This is a genomic window from Streptomyces sp. Edi4, assembly GCF_040253615.1.
GTDB lineage: Bacteria > Actinomycetota > Actinomycetes > Streptomycetales > Streptomycetaceae > Streptomyces.
Window position 1 is genome coordinate 332,976 of record NZ_JBEJGY010000004.1, and the last position, 18,539, is coordinate 351,514.

At 71.1% G+C, this 18,539-nt stretch carries 11 protein-coding genes and 1 pseudogene; 8 read left to right on the forward strand and 4 right to left on the reverse strand.

The features are described from left to right. Positions 1 to 43 precede the first annotated feature (43 nt). Positions 44 to 1,054: a hypothetical protein gene (locus ABR738_RS03430; RefSeq protein ID WP_350228464.1), complete on the reverse strand. Its 1,011-nt coding sequence runs from the start codon at positions 1,052 to 1,054 to the stop codon at positions 44 to 46. 625 nt (positions 1,055 to 1,679) lie between these two features. Between ABR738_RS03430 and ABR738_RS03435 the strand changes: the two genes are divergently transcribed. Together ABR738_RS03435 and ABR738_RS03440 are read left to right on the forward strand one after the other, a co-directional pair. After that, positions 1,680 to 2,399 (forward strand): methyltransferase domain-containing protein, encoded by a 720-nt coding sequence (locus ABR738_RS03435; protein WP_350228465.1) that lies wholly within the window; start codon positions 1,680 to 1,682, stop codon positions 2,397 to 2,399. A 682-nt stretch (positions 2,400 to 3,081) separates the two neighbouring features. After that, the gene (locus ABR738_RS03440; protein WP_350228466.1) at positions 3,082 to 3,255 is read left to right on the forward strand and encodes a hypothetical protein; all 174 of its coding nucleotides are present in this window, start codon (positions 3,082 to 3,084) and stop codon (positions 3,253 to 3,255) included. Positions 3,256 to 3,527: 272 nt separating this feature from the next. Here the strand turns inward: ABR738_RS03440 and ABR738_RS03445 are convergent, their stop codons facing one another. After that, entirely contained in the window at positions 3,528 to 4,082 is a 555-nt protein-coding gene (locus ABR738_RS03445) for a GNAT family N-acetyltransferase (RefSeq protein ID WP_350228467.1), read from the reverse strand. Between the two features lie 115 nt (positions 4,083 to 4,197). Here ABR738_RS03445 and ABR738_RS03450 point away from each other — a divergent pair, with 115 nt between their 5' ends. After that, complete coding sequence (locus tag ABR738_RS03450; protein WP_350228468.1) at positions 4,198 to 4,836, forward strand: SMI1/KNR4 family protein; 639 nt, start codon at positions 4,198 to 4,200, stop codon at positions 4,834 to 4,836. Positions 4,837 to 5,005: 169 nt separating this feature from the next. Here the strand turns inward: ABR738_RS03450 and ABR738_RS03455 are convergent, their stop codons facing one another. Then, positions 5,006 to 5,428 (reverse strand): hypothetical protein, encoded by a 423-nt coding sequence (locus ABR738_RS03455; RefSeq protein ID WP_350228469.1) that lies wholly within the window; start codon positions 5,426 to 5,428, stop codon positions 5,006 to 5,008. Between the two features lie 314 nt (positions 5,429 to 5,742). On the opposite strand from ABR738_RS03455, the gene ABR738_RS03460 reads away from it, so the two are divergent. The 3 genes and pseudogenes from ABR738_RS03460 (at position 5,743) to infA (ending at position 7,689) form a co-directional block, all read left to right on the forward strand. Continuing rightward, positions 5,743 to 6,375, forward strand: coding sequence for a hypothetical protein (locus ABR738_RS03460; RefSeq protein WP_350228470.1), 633 nt, complete (start codon positions 5,743 to 5,745; stop codon positions 6,373 to 6,375). 299 nt (positions 6,376 to 6,674) lie between these two features. Further along, positions 6,675 to 7,469, forward strand: coding sequence for a GNAT family N-acetyltransferase (locus ABR738_RS03465; protein ID WP_350228471.1), 795 nt, complete (start codon positions 6,675 to 6,677; stop codon positions 7,467 to 7,469). Next, a pseudogene (gene infA, locus ABR738_RS03470) lies at positions 7,466 to 7,689 on the forward strand (translation initiation factor IF-1). The gene ABR738_RS03465 and the pseudogene infA overlap by 4 nt, the downstream one beginning before the upstream one ends. Positions 7,690 to 8,220: 531 nt before the next feature. On the opposite strand, the gene ABR738_RS03475 reads toward infA, so the two are convergent. Then, positions 8,221 to 9,579, reverse strand: a complete 1,359-nt coding sequence (locus ABR738_RS03475) for an MFS transporter (RefSeq protein WP_350228472.1) — start codon at positions 9,577 to 9,579, stop codon at positions 8,221 to 8,223. A 1,086-nt stretch (positions 9,580 to 10,665) separates the two neighbouring features. Here ABR738_RS03475 and ABR738_RS03480 point away from each other — a divergent pair. Together ABR738_RS03480 and ABR738_RS03485 are read left to right on the forward strand one after the other, a co-directional pair. Then, the gene (locus ABR738_RS03480) at positions 10,666 to 16,668 is read left to right on the forward strand and encodes an acyltransferase domain-containing protein (protein WP_350228473.1); all 6,003 of its coding nucleotides are present in this window, start codon (positions 10,666 to 10,668) and stop codon (positions 16,666 to 16,668) included. Further along, positions 16,665 to 18,485, forward strand: coding sequence for a non-ribosomal peptide synthetase (locus ABR738_RS03485; protein ID WP_350228474.1), 1,821 nt, complete (start codon positions 16,665 to 16,667; stop codon positions 18,483 to 18,485). The genes ABR738_RS03480 and ABR738_RS03485 overlap by 4 nt, the downstream gene beginning before the upstream one ends. Positions 18,486 to 18,539: the final 54 nt, after the last annotated feature.

Consider the following 18,539-nt stretch of genomic DNA (forward strand, 5'->3'; position numbering starts at 1 on the left):
CTCACAGCTCACAGCTCACAGCTCACAGCTCACAGCTCACAGCTCACTGGGCCAGCATGAGCGCGCGCGCCGCTTCGACAGCCATGCCGCGTCGTACGTACTCCTCTGCGAGGTCCATGAACCGGGGATCGAGATCCATGACATCGCGGAGGCGGGTCAAACCCTCGAAGATCTCCTCCACCAGCCATGCCCCGATCCGGGTGGTCCACAGGGTCGCGAAGTCCCCCTCACCCCCGTCGAGTCCATCGAGCCCGAGCGCCCCGCACTCCTTCTCGGCCTCCGCCATTCGCTCCCGCGTAACACTCTTCGGCGTCGGCATCAATTCGCGCACCAACCAGCGGACTTGGAGCCAGTCGGGACGGAATTCCTCGTTTTCGTCAACCTCGTCCCAGCCCACGGTCCACGGGGGCGGCGGCTCGGGCACGAGGAGCGCGGTGGGCGGCAGCAACGCTTCGAGTGCGGCGCGCGCCGGGACGGGGCCGAGCAGCGGGTCCACAACGCCCGCCGTATACGCGGGCAGTTGTCGCACGATGTCTGGAAACAGCGGCTCTTCGCCGTCCGGCGCGAGTCGGCCGCGTGCTTCATATCCGGCCCGGCGCAGAGCGAACAACCGCTCGCAGGCCCAGAGCCTGGCCCCTTCGTTGATGCTTCGGTCCGTGACGAGGTCGAGCAACCCTCGCTCACCATGGGGCACTTCGAGCGTGTAGAGAAGGTAGACCGCGTCATGCGAGGCCACATGCGAACGCACGAGACGGACCGCGACGCCGGCCGCCGCGACGGGGTCCGCGAGGCCTCCCCCTTCCACCCGCTCGCGAAGGCTTCTCAGCAACTTATGCGCGGAGTCGGACAGTTGGCCGCGCTCCCACATCGCCTCGAACCGGGCAACCTGTCCGGCAGGGACTTCCGGCAGGCGCCGCCCCTTTGACCGGCTCGTCTCGTACGCCTCGTACAGGTCCCAGAGCTCGTCGGTCCAGCCCGGGCTGCTCGGCGGCAGAGCGGCAAGAACCGCTCTCAGGGAGTCGAGTTCCCTCTGCTCCGTCATCGCGTCACCCACCCGGTGGTCAGGAAACCTCCGACACTCTACGACCGACCCCGATCGTCATGAGCGCCGGGAGCCTTTGGTGCCGCTCGGTCAGCCGGTCGCCGTCGTGTCAGGCGCGTCCCCGCGGCGGCAGGGTGGCTCGTACGACCGTGCCCCCGTACGCGGGGGAGGTCGCCAGGAACGTGCCGCCGTACGCCTCACACCTCCAGCGCATGCCCCGCATGCCGTACCCACCCGCTTCGGCCCCGGAGACGCGGCTTCGTTCTCACCCTTGACGCCGCCGGTCACGCGCAGGCCGTTCTCGTCCGCCACCCGTCGGGCCAGCGCCCGGATGGTGGGCGACAGGCCGAGCCCGCGCAGCGTCACCGGATGCAGGGTGGCGATGATGCTCCGCAACGCCGTCGCCTGATCATCCAGTTGGCGCATGGCGTCCTGCGCGGCCGACTTCAGGGCATGCGGATCGGACGAGTGCCCTGGGAGCGCGTAGGCCGCAAACGTCAATGCGCGCCACCCCGCCTCACCTCTTCCGTGTGGCGTTGCGGGCCGGGGCCCGGGTAACCCCCAGGAACGGCCCCCATACGCCGGCCGGCGCCGCCGACACCGCACACCGCACACCGCACACCACGAGGAGACCCGCATGACCATGTCCGACCGTTACCGCACCGCTTGGGACGGGTTCTGGGCGGAATGCTCGGGCGAACCGGGTGAACCCTTCTGGGACGCGGACCCGGCCCTCAGTGCGCGGCGTGACCTCGACCACCTCGACCCCTACGCCGACCGCTCACTCCCGGTCGCAGACCTGGGGTGTGGCAACGGCACCCAGACCCGCTTCCTGGCCACCCGTTTCGCCCGCGCCGTCGGCGTCGACCTCTCCGCGGCCGCCGTCGCCCACGCCCGCCGCGCCGACCCAGGGGGCATCGCCACGTACGAACAGCTCAACCTCGCCAACCCCGCAGAGGCCGACGACCTGCATGAGCGACTCGGCGATGCCAACGTCTACATGCGGGCCGTGCTGCACCAGAGCGACCCGGAGGACCGTCCCGCCGTGGCGGCCTCCGTCGCTCAACTGGTCGGCACGCACGGACGCGCCCTCGTCCTGGAACCGACCGGGGAGGCCAAGGAGGTCATCGCCACCGTCGCGGCGCGGCCCGGCGGCCCCTCACCCAAACTGCGCCGCGTCAAAGAACACGACCTGCGCCCAGGTGAGGTGGCCGAGGGTGAAGTCGCCGCCCTGCTGCGCGCGGCCGGTCTCACCGTTCTCGACGAAGGTGCGGCCGCCCTCACCATGAGCGAGACCCATCCCGACGGCACCCCGGTGGAACTCCCCGGCCGCTGGTTCGTCGCGGGCCGCCCCTGACACCACGCCCAGTAGGTGCTGGTCGGCCTCCCCCGGGCAGCCCATGGCGTGACGGAAGCCGTCCAGGGCGAACCCGAATTCGCCGGTCGCCGTGAGGAACGTGGATCGGTCGATCAGGCTGACCGCGAGTCTCCGCGTTCCTGCGACCGGGTCGAGACCAGATGCCGGCCCGGATCCGGGGGCCCGTGGGGCCCGTGGGGCGAGGGCGCCCACCTCTTCGCGGAGCGCATGGCGGCTGATGGGTGCGACACCACTCTGCGGATCGCCGACCGGGCCGGCGGCCGCGCAACGAGGCCGGTCGCGCAACGGAGCCGGCCGCTCGACCTCAAGTGCGGTTGACGTATGAGAGTGGCGACCATGACGCGCTTCCCGGGCCTCGTCCACCCCGCCGGAACCGCTCTGGTCAGTGAGTGGCACACCCGCGCTCCCGAGCGCTCGCGCGCGGCCGCCGACGCGATGATCGACGAGTGGGCCGCAGCGGAGATGCCCTCCGCGCTCCTGGCCCAGCACATATTTCTCTCCACCGACGGCACCGGCCTCCTCTTCCACGCCCAGTGGACAAGCGATGAGAACCACCTCACGTGGGCCCGTGCCCGGCGGGCCGGGTTGGTCCAACGCGTCGACACCCTCGTGCCCGGCATCGTCCGGCCGGGGCTCAACCGGGCCCGCCCTCCATCGCAGCGTGGTCCACGACGCGGAGCGCGAGCCCGGCGTCTTCGGGCTGTCCGTGGTGGCGACGGACCGCGCCGACGAGGTGGCCATGGCGGCGCCGGGCCTGCTCGGCGCACACATCCACCTGACTCCGGACGGCCGGCGCGCGTTCGTCCTCACGGAATGGACCGATGCCGCAGCGTGAGAGGCGGCCCCCAACCATGCCGGTGGGTCGCGGTAATACACCCTGCACCACTCGTTCTTGAATGACCGCAGCCACCACGCTCTCCCCTCGGAAGCCCGGCCCACCGGGGACTGACGAAGGCCCGCCTTCTCGGAGTGGCCGTCGCGCGGGTGCGGGCAGCCAGCCGGTACTGGAACTCGCGAGTGGACGCCAAACACCCTTGCCTTAAAGGCAGTTGGGCGCCAAAAAAGGGGGACCGCCCGTCCCCTCGGCCCACCTGGTCGCACCCGACCTCAGGCCGGCCTCGGCCGCCCGGACCGGGACCACAGGCCCATCCACTGCGCGGCCCCCCACTCCTCGAACCGTCGCACCTCGACGAACCCCAGCCGGTCCGCGAGGCGCATCGCGCGGTTGTTGGCGGTCTGGGTGCGGAGGGCCACCGGTTCGCCCGGGCGCTCGTAGGCGAACCAGTCGAGTACCGCCGCGCACGCCTCGGTGGCGTACCCGCGCCCCCACGCCTCCGGCAGGAACATGTAGCCGAGCTCGGTCTCCCCCACGTCCGGACCCACGCACCCGGGCTGCTCGGACGCGCGCCGATCGAGTGTGACCATGCCGATCATCTCGCCGTCGAGCGCGGCCACGAAAAGACCCGGGCGCCTCAGGGGTATGTCCGGCATCGCGCGCTCCAACTCCTCGCGCGGGCGAGGGCCACCCACGTAGACGCCCACCTCGGGTGAGGCGAACAGCTCGATGGACGCCGCGCGGTCCCGAGCCTCCGGTGTGCGGAGCACGAGGCGGGCGGTCCGGATCGGGGACGACAACCAAGTGGTGGATCCCGGTTCAGTCATGCCCGGCAAGCTATCGCACGGCCGCCCGGCGCAGCCGACGAGAGCTCCGCAGGCCCACCTCGTTCCGAGCCCCACGCCGGAGCTCATTGTCAGTGGGGGCGGTTACCTTCGGCTCATGGCACATACAGACCTTGACGCGTTCCGTCGTGAGTGGTCGCGGCTCGAATCGTGGCTCCGGGTGAACTCGCCCGCCGATCAGGCCCTCCTGCGTGGCTCCGCGCGGCCTGCGCGGATGGTCGAGATAGAGGCTCGGCTCGGGTTTCCGCTGCATCCCGAGCTCAAGGCGCTGCTGGAACAGCACGACGGGGCCGGCGAACCCGCCGTCGTCCCCGGCTCGCGCGAATTTTTGCCCGCCGGCGCGTTTCTTCCCTTGGGCCACCGGCTCTGCGGGGTGGACGACATGGCGACGGCTTACGACGACCTCGTGGACGTCGGCAAGGACAACATCGAAGCCGACCTCTGGCCTGAGGACGCGTTGGCCGTCAACCTGCACCGCTGCGTGCCGTTCGCGCTGCCGAACGACGGCGGTGTCGCCTTCGTCGACCACCGGCCCGGTCCCACTTACGGTTACGTGTACGAGATGGGCATCGGATCCGGGGATCTGGACGGCACCCTGTGGGCGACCAGCCTGACCGAGCTCTTCCGCTCGTTGGCCGACGCTTTGGAGACGGGCGGTTCCTTCCTGTACTACTGGCCCGCCCCTTACGAGGACGCGACGAACCACCGCTGCCTCGAATGGGCCATACGGACCTGAGCCCGTACTGACCTCGCGCCGCCGGTAACCCGGGCGCGGCGCGGCCGCCGTGCAGCGCCGTGAGGCCGCCGCCAGGTGGCGGCCCCACAGGATGCCGGTCCGGTTCAGATCCGGTTCAGATCCGGTTCAGATCCGGTTCAGACCTGCGCTGCCCTCGTATCCCGCGCGCTCAGCGGACGTGCACCCTCACTACGTCGGACGCGTGCAGGCGGACGGGCTTCTGGTCGTGCCGGCTGGTCAGGCCGTAAAGCACCGCATGGAACCGCAGGTCGCCCCGGCGCGCGGACGCGCCCGCCGCGGTGACCCGCGCGTCACCCGTGGCCGGCGTGCTGCACGTCTCCTGGTGCCACCCCTCGCCGAACCCGTTCTCCTCCACACACAGCTGATGCAGGAGCCCGGCGCTGTCGTCGCCGCCGTGCGCCGTGACGGTGATGGTCTTACCGACCTGAGCCGTGTGCGGCGCCGTGATCTCCACAGCGCCCTTGGCGAACGCCGGCGCGGTGGCCAGAGCCACCGACGCGAGACCCAGCGCGCCGACGGCGGCCAACCGTCCGCCGCGCGCCTTCAACCCGGTCTTCTTCGTCCTGGTCATGGACTTCCCCTTCGTTGGGATCCCCCGCGCGGTGCGGCTCCGCGTCCTCGCGAAACCACCCAACGCGCCTTGCTGTCCTGCCAGATGAGGCTGCCGCGCGGCGCGTTGCGTCCCGGCCGCGCCGTTACGGATTCACGACAAAACAGCCTCCACTCATGGGACAAACACCTCCAGGCCGGACAAGTGACGATTTAGTTGGTTATAGCCGGAAGAGTCGTTAGCGTGCGTCGCGCACACCCTCCGTACATGTGCGTGCGCGTCCGTGTACATGTGCGTGTGCATCCGTACGCACTCGCCCACGAAGGAGAACACCCATGCCTCCCAGCCACCTCATGGCCCCAACAGGGGTCTCGCGCCGCCGAATGACGCGGGTCACAGCGGTCCTCACCAGCACTCTGCTTCTGCTGAGCACCGCACTGGTCACCGAAGCGGCCGCCACCCGCCGCCGTGTCGCCGCCACCATCTCCGCAGCCACCACATCCGCCGCGCCCACGCTGCGGTGCGTCCTGCGCACCTCCCCCTCAGTGCCCGTCTCCTTCTCGCCCGCCGTCTCCGCCACACCTCGTCACATCACCGCGCGCGGCACCATCCGGCTGGACGACTGCGGCGGTGAACATTCGGGTATCCGCTCCGGCCGGCTCGCCCTCCAGGTCAGCGGGCACGCCGCCTGTACCCGGGTCTCGGACGTGCGCGGCTCCGCGACGATCACCTGGTACTCGGAGCCCGACGGACACGGCCGCGTCATGGGCCGCTCCACCCTGGTCCCCGCGACGACGGGTGCCCAGGGCTACTCCTCGCTCGACTCCTTCCTCAGCGGCAGGATCCACTCGGGCACCTTCGCCGGCCACGGGGTCACCGCGCGCGCCCTGCCCACCACCGACGTCCGCTCCTGCTTCAGCCGGGGTCTGGACAGTGTGGGTTTGCGCGGCAACGTGAGCATCAGCTGACGCGGCGGCGGACCAACCGCCGCGTGAGCTGACCAGGACCGGGCAGCTTCACGCGGCCCGGTCCCCACGCGCGTCACACCTGCGTCAAAGCACCTGCGTCAAAGCACCTGGACCAAAAAGGGTTTGAGCCGGGATGCGCCCGCTGCTACTTTCGCGGTGGACCGTGCAATCGTCGTATGGAGGTGAGCCCCGTGAACACAGTGACCCAAGGGCGCTCCCTCACCCCGTCACGGTCCGGCGGCTGACACTCGGTGTCGCCAGGAGCGCCTGAGATCTAGGCATTCCTGGAAGGAACTCCGATGAACACAAAGCTTTTCACCCCTGGCCCGAGCGGGAACGCGGTGCTGATCACGCGCGTCGCTGACGGGCAATGGCACGCACTCGATGACGACTTGGTGGTCGGGCGCGGGCATACGCACCATCGCTCCGACGGGCGCCTGTTCGTGAGCGTCGACGCCTGGCACGACGCCGCCTTCGACCGGCTCGCCGAGGCGATGTCGGCGGCCCTGCCGAGGCCGCTGTACACGGTGGTCGACGAAGCCGACACCGCCGTGACGGACAGCTGGCGACGGGCCGGTTTCACGATCCGGCGCCGTGAGTGGGAGTACGTCGTGCCGACCGACCCCGGGATCACCGGGCTCGAAGCGCCGCCCTTGCCAAACGGCGTGACGATCGTGCCCGGCGGCGAGGTGGACGAGCGGGCGCTGCGGGAGGTGGACCGCGCCATCCGGGCCGAAGTCGAGGCGACCGTCGGCTGGCAGTCGATGCCGGCGGAAGTGATGGCCCGCCCCAAGGGCGACACCATCGTCGACCCGTCGAAGTACGCCGTGGCCGCCACGCCGGAGCGCTGTCTCGGTCTCATCCGCGTCGTAAGGGTGAAACGGCCACGCGTCGGCCTGGTCGCGGTCAGAGCCGGTGAGCAGCGCCGTGGCATCGGGCGGGCGCTCCTCGCCCACGCGTTGGGGACGCTGCACCGCTCCGGGTGCGGCGCGGCGTGGACCGAGGTCCATGAGTCCAACCGGGCGGCGACGGCCCTGTTCGAGGGTATGGGCGCCCAACCGGTGAGCAGCAACCTGGAACTGGTGCTGCGATGACGAAGAACAAGAACGTCATCGAAGTCGAGGGCAGAGTCGTGGAGTGTCTGCGCAGCGCCATGTTCACCGTGGAGCTGGAGAACGGCCACCAGGTGCTCGCGCACATCAGCGGCAAGATCCGCAAGAACTACATCAAGATCGTGCTGGCGGACCGGGTGCTGGTGGAGCTCCCCCGTACGATCTGACGCGCGGCCGGATCACCTTCCGGTACCGCAACTGACGGTCGGTACGGTCGGTCCGTTCCGCACGCTCTGACGCGCGGGGCCCCGGTGGTGGGTCCCCGGCCGGGACCCCGGCGGCGCTGCCCCCGGGGTCCCGGCCCGGCGCCCCACCGCGGCGCCGCCAAGTCGTCGTGGGCGAAAGTGCACCGCGTGCCCTCCGGAGCCGGTGGTCACCGCCGCGAAGGCCCGCCGGCTGCTCGGCGTCGAGGACCCCGCCCAGCGCGTACATGTGGGACCGACTCGCGATGCCGCTCACCGTGTCGTACGACCAAGCCGCTCCCCTGCGGTGGGCGGCGAGCAGGACGGGATGACGGCGGTGGCGTAGTGGTCGAGGTCCACCCCCGTGTGCTGGGGGGCGGGGAGCCATGGCCGGGCGGCCGGACCGGGCCGCGCTCGCCCCGGCGCGGGCCGCCCGGCTCGCGCCCACCCCGCGCGGGCGCCCGGCTCACCGCCCACGTCCGCCTCCGGCGACTCCGGCCCCCCGCACCTCGGTCTCCGAAACCCCGCCACACTGGCGAACTGACGGCACGTCAGACCGCTCGGTCACCCCGTCCTGTCATCGAGATGACCGCCGCCCCCAGCACGCACGCGGCCCCGGCCACGAGGTAGGCGAGGTGGTAGCCGGTGAGCTGGTCGTCGCTGGTCGCCGCCACCAGGACCATGACCGCCACGCCGACACTCGCGCCGATCTGCTGGGCCACGACGTTCACCGCTCCGGCGACCGCGTGCCGCTCCGGCGCGACGCCGGTGAGCCCGGCGGACGTCATCGAGGGGAAGTTCAGCCCCTGTCCGATCCCGCTGATCACCAGGCCGGGCAGCACATGCACCACATAGTCGCCCTGGTGCGGCGTGCTCATCCACAGCGCCGTCCCCACGCCGATCATGACGAGCCCGACCACCATCAGCGTGCGCGGTGTGTACTTGGCCAGCAGGCGCCCCGTGGCGAAGTTGGCGGTCAGGAAGACGGCCGCCGACATCGGCACAAGAGCGATGCCCGACTCGACCGGCGAATACTTCAGCATCCCCTGGAGATACAGCGGCGCGAAGAACAGCATCCCGACCGAGCCCATGTACTGGAGGAACGCCGCGAGGCTCGCGGACCGCACCGAGGAGAGCCGGAAGAGACCGAGCGGAAGCACGGGGTCGGGCGTGCGGTGCTCGCGTACGACGAAGAGCAGCAGGAGCACCACCGCGCCGAACAGCGAGCCCCACGCGAGCGCGCCGTGGCTGCTCGCGCCGACGACCAGCAGGGTGAGGCCCGCCGTGCCCGCGATCGCACCGGGCAGGTCGAGCCGGCCGCCCCGCCCGGCGCCTCCGGGCAGTCCGGCGCGCGTCGCCGACAGCACCGCCACCCCCACCGCCACCGAGAACCACAGCACCGAACGCCAGCCGAAGAACTGGGTCAGTACGCCGCCCAGCATCACCCCGCCGCTGAAGCTCGCCGCGCCCACGGCGGCGTACACACTGAACGCCCGGTTGCGTGCCGGGCCTGCCGGAAACACCTCGGTGAGCAGGGCCAGCGCGGCCGGACCGGACAGCGCGGCGCCGATGCCCTGGACCGCTCGCGCACCGAGCAGGATTGCGGTGTCGGGTGCCACGGCGCCGACCAACGCGGCTGCGGTGAACAGGGCGATGCCGCACTCGAACACCCGCCGTCGGCCGAACACGTCGGCCAGCCGCCCACCCACCAGCAGGAAACCGGCGAAGGTGACGGCGTAGGCGATCATGACCCACTGAAGCGTGACCTCGTCGAGGTGGAAACGCTCCCCGACCGAGGGCAGCGCGGCGTTGAGGACGCCAAGGCCGCTCACATCCAGGGCGAGCGCCCCGGCCAGCACTCCGAGCGCGAGCCCGGGCCGGTGCCGTCGCGTCACTTCGGTCGTGGTCATACGGCCCCCCCGACCTCACCGACGGCCGTCAGAACACGGCGGTGACCGAGCCATAATCGCCGGGCGCCGGTGGCGACGGCACCGGCCCTTAGTGGCTGCCCCGGGGTGGGGAGTTCTATTCGTTCGGTACTTACCACCAGGACGCGGACGTCAGTCGGCGTCGGCTCGTGGTTCATGATTTTCATGCCAAGCAGCTTGCAGTGCCTCTCGCACGGTGTCTACCTGGCCCCGGCGCGACGCCCTCACCACACACCTCGCAGGAGCCCCATCTCCCGCTGGGAGCGGGGTGGTTGGCAGCGCGGCCACACATGTGTGACGGCGGGATGTGTGCGCTTCCGTGTTCGATGCCACCCGCCCAAGTACGTAACGCCCATGGACCATTGCCCCTGGTCAAACTGCGGAGCAGGCAGCAACTGGCGTCTCTGGCGCAACAGTTGTCGAGCCCGGAAACGGGCAGTTCGTGGATCAAATCGCGCCACTGCACTTCTGACCCATGAGGAACACTTGTTTCACTCACCACCGGATGACACTCTGAAGTGCGTCGGCCCGGCGAGTGCCCCTCGATGCGATGTGGTTCCTCGCCGGACCACATCACGCGTCACCGGGACGCAATTGATCCTGGCGCTTGTCGGACGTGGTTGTGCGAATGGAGAGTTCCGTGTGCACATACTCGAAGGCGATGCGGTCGTGGCTCACATGGATGCCGAGTCCATCGACGTACTCCGCAGACGCCTCCCCTCGCTTCTGAACGAGTCTGCTCCTCCCCCGACTTCTGACTTCCTCACCGTCCTGCGGCCCTCACCACGTCGAAGCGCCGTATTCCCGTCATGAGCCACCCGGTGGCCGACCACCCCGGCGCCGGCCCATCCGCTCCGCGACCGTCCGGCGCCGGCCTTCTTCACCGCGACACGGCTGTGTGCGCCCTGGCCACCCGATGTCCGGTGCCCTGCCCCGACCGACGGCGCGACCGATCCCATGACCCGTCGGCCTCCCCCTTCATCGGCCCCATTCCGTCCGCCCCGCTGAGGAGCCGCAATGCCCCAAGAGCGCGCAGCGCGAGATTCGCATGCCCTCGCAGAGTTTCTGTTGTCTCGTGTCGCCGAGCTGATGGACCTGTCCGGCGAGGTGGTGGACCGCTGGACGCCGATGCACCAGTACGGCCTGGACTCCTTGAAGTTCTCGACGCTCGCCGCCGCCTTGTCGGATCTGCTCGGCTGGAGAGTTCCCGTCACCTGGATGTGGCAGTACCCGACCATCGACGTACTCTCCCGCGCCCTCGCCGAGGGTCCGCGTACCGCGCAGGCGCCGCCGGACCAGGGACGTCGCAGCACCGCGTCGCACGAACCCGTCGCCATCGTGGGCATCGGCTGCCGCTTTCCTGGCGGGCCCGACCCCTCGGCGTTCTGGCAGCTGCTCTCCGAGGGCCGGGACGCCGTCGGACCGGTGCCGGCCGCGCGGCGCGAGCTGCTGGGCGACGCGGTGCGCTGGGGCGGATTCATCGACGGCATCGACCAGTTCGACCCGCTGTTCTTCGGCATCTCGCCGCGCGAAGCCGTCCAGATGGACCCCCAGCAGCGCCTGATCCTGGAGCTCGCCTGGGAGGCGCTTGAGGACGCGGGGGTCGCGCCGGGCAGCCTCGTCGGCACGGAGACGGGCGTGTTCATGGCCTCCTGCTGGGGCGACTACGCGGCGCTCGCGCACTACCGGGGCCCCGGCATCCAGATCACCCCGCACACGGCGACCGGCATGCACGACGGCATCATCGCCAACCGCGTCTCCTACGTGCTCGGTCTTCAGGGCCCCAGCATGGCCATCGACGCCGCCTGCGCCGGATCGCTCGTCTCCGTGCACGCGGGATGCCAGTCCATCTGGATGGGTGAGAGCGAACTGGTGCTGGCCGGCGGAGTGAACCTGAGCTTCGTCTCCGACTACTACAGCGCCATGGACGCGATGGGCGCGCTCGCCCCGGACGGCCGCTGCAAGCCGTTCGACGCCCGGGCCAACGGCTATGTGCGGGGCGAGGGCGCCGGGGTCGTCGTGCTGGCCCCGCTGAGCGTGGCCCTTGAGCGCGAGCTTCCGGTGTACTGCGTGATCAAGGGCAGCTCCTCACAGAACGACGGCCTCAGCAACGGCATGACCGCGCCCAACCCGCAGGCGCAGGAACTCATGCTCCGCAACGCCTACCGCCGGGCCGGCATCGCGCCCGCACAGGTGGACTACATCGAGTGCCACGGCTCCGCGACGCCGCTCGGTGACCCCATCGAGGCCAACGCCATCGGAGCGGTACTCGGCGCCGGCCGCGACGAGCCGTTGCGGCTCGGCTCCGTAAAGTCCAACGTCGGCCACCTCGAGGCGGCCGCCGGCATCGTGGGTCTGGTCAAGCTAGCCCTGTCGATCCGCAACGGCGTACTGCCGCCGAGCCTGCATTACGCCGCCCCCAACCCGCAGATCATGTTCGAGGAGTACAACCTCACCGTCCAGGACCGGCTCACGGCGTGGCCCCGCCGGTCCGACGCGCGCCGAGGGGGTGTCAGCTCGTTCGGGTTCGGCGGCGCGATCAGCCATGTCGTCGTGGAGGAACTGCCGCGCCCCGAAGGAGTCCTCGTCCTGCTGGCCGGGGATTCACGCGAGGCGCTGGTGGAGCGGGCCGCGGCGCTGCGCGAGGAGAACGACCTTCGTACGGTGTGCCAACTCCCGTCGGATGAAGGCGTGTTCAGGTTGGGTGTCACCGCCCGCTCGATGAGCGAGCTCAGAACGAAGCTGGACGCCTTCACCGCCGGGAGAGAGGCCGAGGGGCTGAGCGTCGGCCAATCCGCCGGGCGGGCGCCCAGGGTGGCGTTCCTGTTCTCGGGCAACGGCTCGCAGTGGGTGGGCATGGGCAGGCAGCTCCTCGCCGGCCTTCCGGTGTTCCGCCGGTCCCTGATGCGCTGCGACCGGCGGATGCGGACGCTGCTGGGCTTCTCGCTAGTCGAGCAACTGCTCGCGCCCGACGGCCGCATCGACGACATGGACGTCTTCCAGCCGCTCCTGTTCTCCCTCCAGGTCGCGCTCGCCGACGCCTGGCGCTCCTTCGGGGTGGAGCCGGATGTCGTCGTGGGGCAGAGCGTCGGAGAGTTCGCCGCCGCGCACATCGCGGGCGCCCTCGACTTCGAGGACGCCTCCCTGCTGGCCGCCCGGCACGGCCACCTCCTCCAGCGGCTGGCCGTGGGACGCGGCGACGGCCTCGCGGTCATGACGAGCGCGGAGGCGACCCGGCCGTACCTCACCGACGATCTCACGCTGTCCGGTCACAACGGCCTCAACTCCACGCTGGTGACCGGCATTTCGCAGGCGATCGACGACCTGGCCGTGAGACTGACCGACGCGGGCGTCACCAACCACCGGGTACGGATGGGTCACGCGCCGCACTCGCCGCTCATCGACCATGTGCTCGCCCCGCTCAAGGCCGACCTCGCCGGCCTCAGGCCGCGTACCACGCGCATCCCGATGATCTCCACGGTCACCGGCGCGCTCGTGGACGGCTCGGAACTGGGCCCCGACTACTGGGCCGACAACCTGCGCCGCGAGATCCAGGTGGTCGGCGCCCTGACGGCGCTGCGCGACCACGACATCGACGCGGTCGTCGAACTCAGCCCGCACCCGCTGCTGTTGAAGTCCGCGTCGGAGATCCTGACGGCGGCCACGCTGCCCTCACTCAGGCGCGGCGCCGACGAGGCCTCCACCCTGCTCGGATCGCTCGGCGCGCTGTACGCCGCCGGGCTCACCGTCACTCCCGGCCCCTTCCTCGCGGGCGACCGGGGACGCCATGTCGCCCCGGGCCGAGGGGGCGGCGGCGCGGGCGACGAGCAGACGTACCTCGTGCCCGTCACCGCGCGTACGGCGACCGCGCTCACCGACACCTGCCGTGAGCTGTCCAACCACGTGGAGCGGCACCCGGATCTGCGGGTCGCCGACCTCGCCTACACCCTCGCGACCCGCCGCACCCACCACAACCACCGCATAGCGCTGTTCGCCCGCGACCGGCAGGACGTCCTGGACGGACTCGCGAGGATCGCCGCGGGACAGGCCCACCCCGACGTCGTCACGGGGACGGTCACCGGCAACGGCGACCGCCGGGTGGCGCTGGTGTTCTCGGGCGGCGGCACGCAGTGGGTGGGCATGGGCCGTGAACTGCTGGGCAGGCACGCCGGGTTCGCCGCGTCGATGCGCGCGTGCGACGCGGCGGTGCGCGCGGCCGGCGGCTGCTCGGTACTCGACGAGCTCGCGGCCCCGGCCGAGCGGACCAGGTATGAGGAGATGGACTTCCAGCAGCCCGTGCTGTTCGCGCTCCAGGTCTCGCTGGCGCGGGTCTGGCTCGACCTGGGCGTCGAGCCGGCCGCCGTCGTGGGGCACAGTCTGGGCGAGGTCGCGGCGGCCTGCGTCTCGGGCGCGCTGTCCCTCGACGACGCGGCCCGCGTCGTGGTCGCCCGCTCGCACCTGCTGGAGCGCGAAGCGGCCGTCGGCGCCATGATCTCGGTCGATCTGCCGGAGCGGGAGCTGCTGCCGAGGCTCGCCCCGTACGCGCGGCACGCGGCGATCGCCGTGGTGAACAGCCCCACCAGCGCGGCGGTTTCCGGGTCGCCCGAGGCCGTCGCCGCCCTGGAGGCCGACTTGAAGCGGGACGGGATCTCCACCCGGCGCATCCGCGTCGAGCGGCCGGTGCACAGCCCCGGTATGGATCCGCTCGTAGAGCCGCTGCGCGAACGCGTCGCGGGCATCACCCCGTTGACCCCCGCCATCGAGTTCCGTTCCACTGCGCTCGCCGGCGCGGTGAACCCGGTCGCGGACGGGGAGTACTGGGCGCACAATCTGCGCGACCAGGTCCGGTTCGCCGAGACCATCGCCTCGCTGGTGGACGACGGCGTCGGCACGTTCATCGAGATCGGCCCGCACGAGACGCTGCGCGGGGCGGTCGAGGAGATCGCGCTCGGCCGGGGCAGGCAGGTGCACGCGGTCAACTCGCTGCGACGCGAGGAGAGCGATGTCCGCTGTCTGCTCGGGGCCGTCGCGTCGCTGTACGTGAGAGGCATCCCGCTGACGTACGACTCGTTGTTCGCCGACGACGTCGAGGTCGTGGAGACCCCGCTCGTACGGTGGCAGAAGGACCGCTACTGGCTGGACACGGCACCCCGCGCCCAGGTGGCCGCCCCGGCGCCCGCCGCAAAGCCCGTGGCGGCGGAGATCCAGGTGCGGGCCGTGAGGCAAGGGGCTGCCGATACCGCGCCGGACCGGCCACTGAAGGACGTCGTCCTCGGTGAGATCGCCGACGCGGTGGGTGTGCCGGCCGACCGGTTCGACCAGGGCACTCACCTGCGCGACTTCGGCCTCGACTCGATGCTCGCGATCCGTCTCGTCAACAGGCTGCAAGCCCTGTTCGGACACCGGGTGTCACCCGTGGTGTTCCTCGACGGCCGGACCGTGTCGGAAGTGGTCGGCCACATCGTCGGGATCATCGAGGGACCGGCCGCCGCGACGCCCGCGCTCGCCCCCTTGCCGGCGCCGGCCACCGGCCCTGTGCCCGAGTCCGCACCCGCACCCGCACCCGCACCCGCACCCGCACCCGCACCAGGGACTTTCCTCGACGACCTGTCCGAGCTGGACGCCGAGGAGCTGGTGGAGGAACTGGCCGCGCGCGGCTTCTTCGAGCCCACCGACGCGCCGGCCCTTGAGCAGTTGCGCGCCGGTCCTGCCGGTCTCCAAGTGGCGCCCGCCTCGCACGGCCAGGCCTCGCTGTGGTTCATGCAGATGGTCGCGCCCGACGCCGTGCCCTACAACTTCATGGTGGCCGCCCGGATCCGTACCGAGGTGGACGAAGGGGCGCTGGAGGATGCCGTACGGGCCGTGCTGGCGCGGCATCCGGCGCTGCGCACGCTCTTCGTCGAGGCGGGCGGAAGGCCCTACCAGGTCATCCTCGACGAGCCGGTGTACGAGTTCGTCGTGGTGGACAGCACCGATCTGGACGACGAACAGGCCCGTGAGGAACTGGCCGAGTACGGGCACCTGCCGCTCGACCTGGACAACGGGCCGCTCGTGCGGGTGGTGTTGATGGCCCGTGGTCCCGCCGACCACTACCTGCTGGTACTCGTGCACCACATCGCATCGGACGCGGCCTCCGCCGACGTGATGATCCGCGAACTCCAGGAGAACTACGCGGGCGCCGACCCCGCTGCCCGCGAACCGGCCGCTCCCTATACGGAGTTCGTCGCGTGGGAGCGTCAGTGGCTCGCGGGGACCGCGGCCGACGCGGCCCTTGAGTGGTGGTCGCGGAAGCTGGCCGACCCGCCCGCCCGTCTCGACCTCTCCCCCGCGAAGCGCCCGCCGGGCGTCACCTACGAGGGGCGCGATCTCACGCTGCGCTGGAGCCGCGAAGAGACGCGTCTGCTACGGGAGTTCGCGGTCCGCGAGGGTGTCTCGATCAGCAGCGTGGTCCTGGCCGGGTTCTTCGCCACCCTCAACCGCGCGGCCGGCGTGGAGGACTCCGTCCTGGCCACCGCGATCGCCCAGCGCGGCGAGCCGGGATGGGAGTCCGCCATCGGCTACTACCTCAACACCGTCCTGGTGCGGGCGCGTCCGGCCGGTGACCGCAGCTTCCACGATCTGCTGCGCGAGGTCCACGCCTTCTCGCTCGGCCTCCTCGAGCACATGAACTATCCGCTGGATCTGTTGGCGTCCAGCCTGAAGCCGCCGAGGGCCGAGGGCCGTTCGCCGTGGTGCGACGTGGTGGTGAACTGGCTGTCCTGCGACGCGTTCCCCCGCTCCGTGAAGCTCTTCCACGGCATCGGCGCCCCCATCGAACCCACCGGCGCCCTCCCGCTCGAACCACTCCAGGTGCGCAGGCACCTCGCCAAATTCGACCTGGAGATCTCGATGGCCGACATCGACGGCGAGGTGGTCGGCCACATCCAGTACAAACCGAGCTATCTGGAAAGGCAGACCGTGACGGCCCTGCTCGCGCTGTTCCGCACCGTGCTCTTCGACTCGATCGCCCATCCCGATCTGCCCCTCCAGGACGTCGCGCCGCGCGGCCGCGCCGAAGGGACGGGCCAGTGAGCGACACCCTGCACTCCTCCTTCGTCGAGCAGGCGGTCAAGAGTCCCGACGCGCCCGCCGTCTACTCCGACGCCGGCGTCCTGACCTATGACGAACTCAACGAACGCTCCCGCGCGCTGGCCGAACGGCTCGTCACCGAGGGCGCGGGCCCCGGGGTCCCGGTCGGCATCTGCGTCGAGCGCACCCCCGACCTGCTCGTGGCCATCCTGGCCGTCCTGCGGACCGGCTCCTGCTATCTGCCCCTCGACCCCGACTACCCCGCCGAGCGGCTGGCGTTCATGGTCCGCGACAGCGGGACCCGCCTCGTGCTGACCACCCCCGCCTCCCTGGCCGCCTGCCCGGCCGGGCCGACCGCCGTCGTCCTGGGCGAGGCCGTGAGGACCGGAGCCGGCGAGCGGCCCGTGCCGGTCGTGCCCGGTGACACCGCGTACATCATCTACACCTCGGGATCCACCGGCCGGCCCAAGGGCGTGGCCATCCACCACGGCGGCTGCGTCGCCATGCTGGCCGAAATGGACCGGGTCTTCGCGGGGTGTGATCTCAGCGGTGTCTCGGCGGCGAGCTCGGTCTGCTTCGACATGTCGGTGATGGAGATCTTCGCCGCGCTGTGCCGGGGCGGCGCCGTCGTGCTCGTGGAGAGCGCGGTCCATCTGCCGGACAGCCAGTACGCCGACAAGGTCACCCATCTCAACGTCGTACCGTCGGTGATGAACAGTCTGCTCGACGCGGGCGCGCTGCCGCCCAGGGTGCGTACGGTCGTGTTCGGCGGTGAGCCGCTGCGGCGCAAGCTGGCGGACCGGGCGTACCGGGAGACGGGCGCCGACCGCGTCTACAACGCCTACGGCCCCACCGAGGGCACCGTGTTCTGCTCGGTCAAACTGGTGCCCAGGGACGGGAGCGGCGAGCCCACGCTCGGCGCGCCCTCGCCCGGCGTCCGCGCCTATGTGCTGGACGAGAATTTGCTCCCGCAGCCGGCCGGCGTCCTGGGCGAGCTGTACATCGGCGGCCCGGGCCTGGCCCATGGTTACGTCAACCGGCCGCGCACCACGGCCGAACGGTTCGTGCCCGATCCGTTTCGCGACGGCGAACGCATGTATCGCACCGGTGACGTCGTCGCGTTCACCGAGGACGGCGAGCTCCAGTTCGGCGGCCGCGCGGACCACCAGGTCAAGCTGCGGGGCTTCCGCATCGAACTGGAGGAGGTCGAGGCCCGGCTGACCGGCTGCCCCGAGGCGCGCGAGTCCGCCGCCGTCGTACGGGACAACAAGCTGATCGGGTATGTCGTGCCCGAGGGCGACGCCCGTGACGGCGTCTGGTCAAACGCCGTGCTCCAGTCGGCGATCACCGGCAGGCTCGCCACGGAGCTGCCCGAGCACATGGTCCCCGCGACCATCGTGTTCTTGGCGGCACTTCCACTGGCACCGGGCGGCAAGCTCGACCGCGCCGCGCTGCCGGAGCCCCCGGCGCCCGTCTCGGACGGGCCCATGACGGCGCCCGGCACCCCGACCGAGATCGCGCTTGCGGAGATCTGGGGGCAGCTCCTGGACCTGGAACCGACGGGCATCGACGTCCACGCCGCCTTCTACGACCTCGGCGGGGACTCGCTGCTCCTGGTCCGGCTCGCCCGCCTGATGACCCGGCGCTTCGACCGCCGCGTGCGGGTGCCCGACCTGTTCAGCTTCCGCGACATCTCCTCCCTGGCCGGCTGGCTCGACGACGACAGCGGCGCCGCGCCCGAGGCCGTCACGTCGGCCCGCCTGCGCGCCGGCGCCCGTCGCGCGGCGCTGCGCGGGCGCGCCGCCCCCACCGGCCGCTGAGCCACACCCCCTCGTCCCGAAGCCCGCCCCGAAGCCCGACCCGAAGCAGGAGCC

What these genes read in the sequence shown, in the direction of transcription:
- ABR738_RS03435 (WP_350228465.1), top strand. Translation starts at nt 1,680, where the DNA reads ATGACCATGTCCGACCGTTACCGCACCGCTTGGGACGGGTTCTGGGCG.
- ABR738_RS03445 (WP_350228467.1), bottom strand. Translation starts at nt 4,082, where the DNA reads ATGACTGAACCGGGATCCACCACTTGGTTGTCGTCCCCGATCCGGACC.
- ABR738_RS03450 (WP_350228468.1), top strand. Translation starts at nt 4,198, where the DNA reads ATGGCACATACAGACCTTGACGCGTTCCGTCGTGAGTGGTCGCGGCTC.
- ABR738_RS03455 (WP_350228469.1), bottom strand. Translation starts at nt 5,428, where the DNA reads ATGACCAGGACGAAGAAGACCGGGTTGAAGGCGCGCGGCGGACGGTTG.
- ABR738_RS03460 (WP_350228470.1), top strand. Translation starts at nt 5,743, where the DNA reads ATGCCTCCCAGCCACCTCATGGCCCCAACAGGGGTCTCGCGCCGCCGA.
- ABR738_RS03465 (WP_350228471.1), top strand. Translation starts at nt 6,675, where the DNA reads ATGAACACAAAGCTTTTCACCCCTGGCCCGAGCGGGAACGCGGTGCTG.
- ABR738_RS03475 (WP_350228472.1), bottom strand. Translation starts at nt 9,579, where the DNA reads ATGACCACGACCGAAGTGACGCGACGGCACCGGCCCGGGCTCGCGCTC.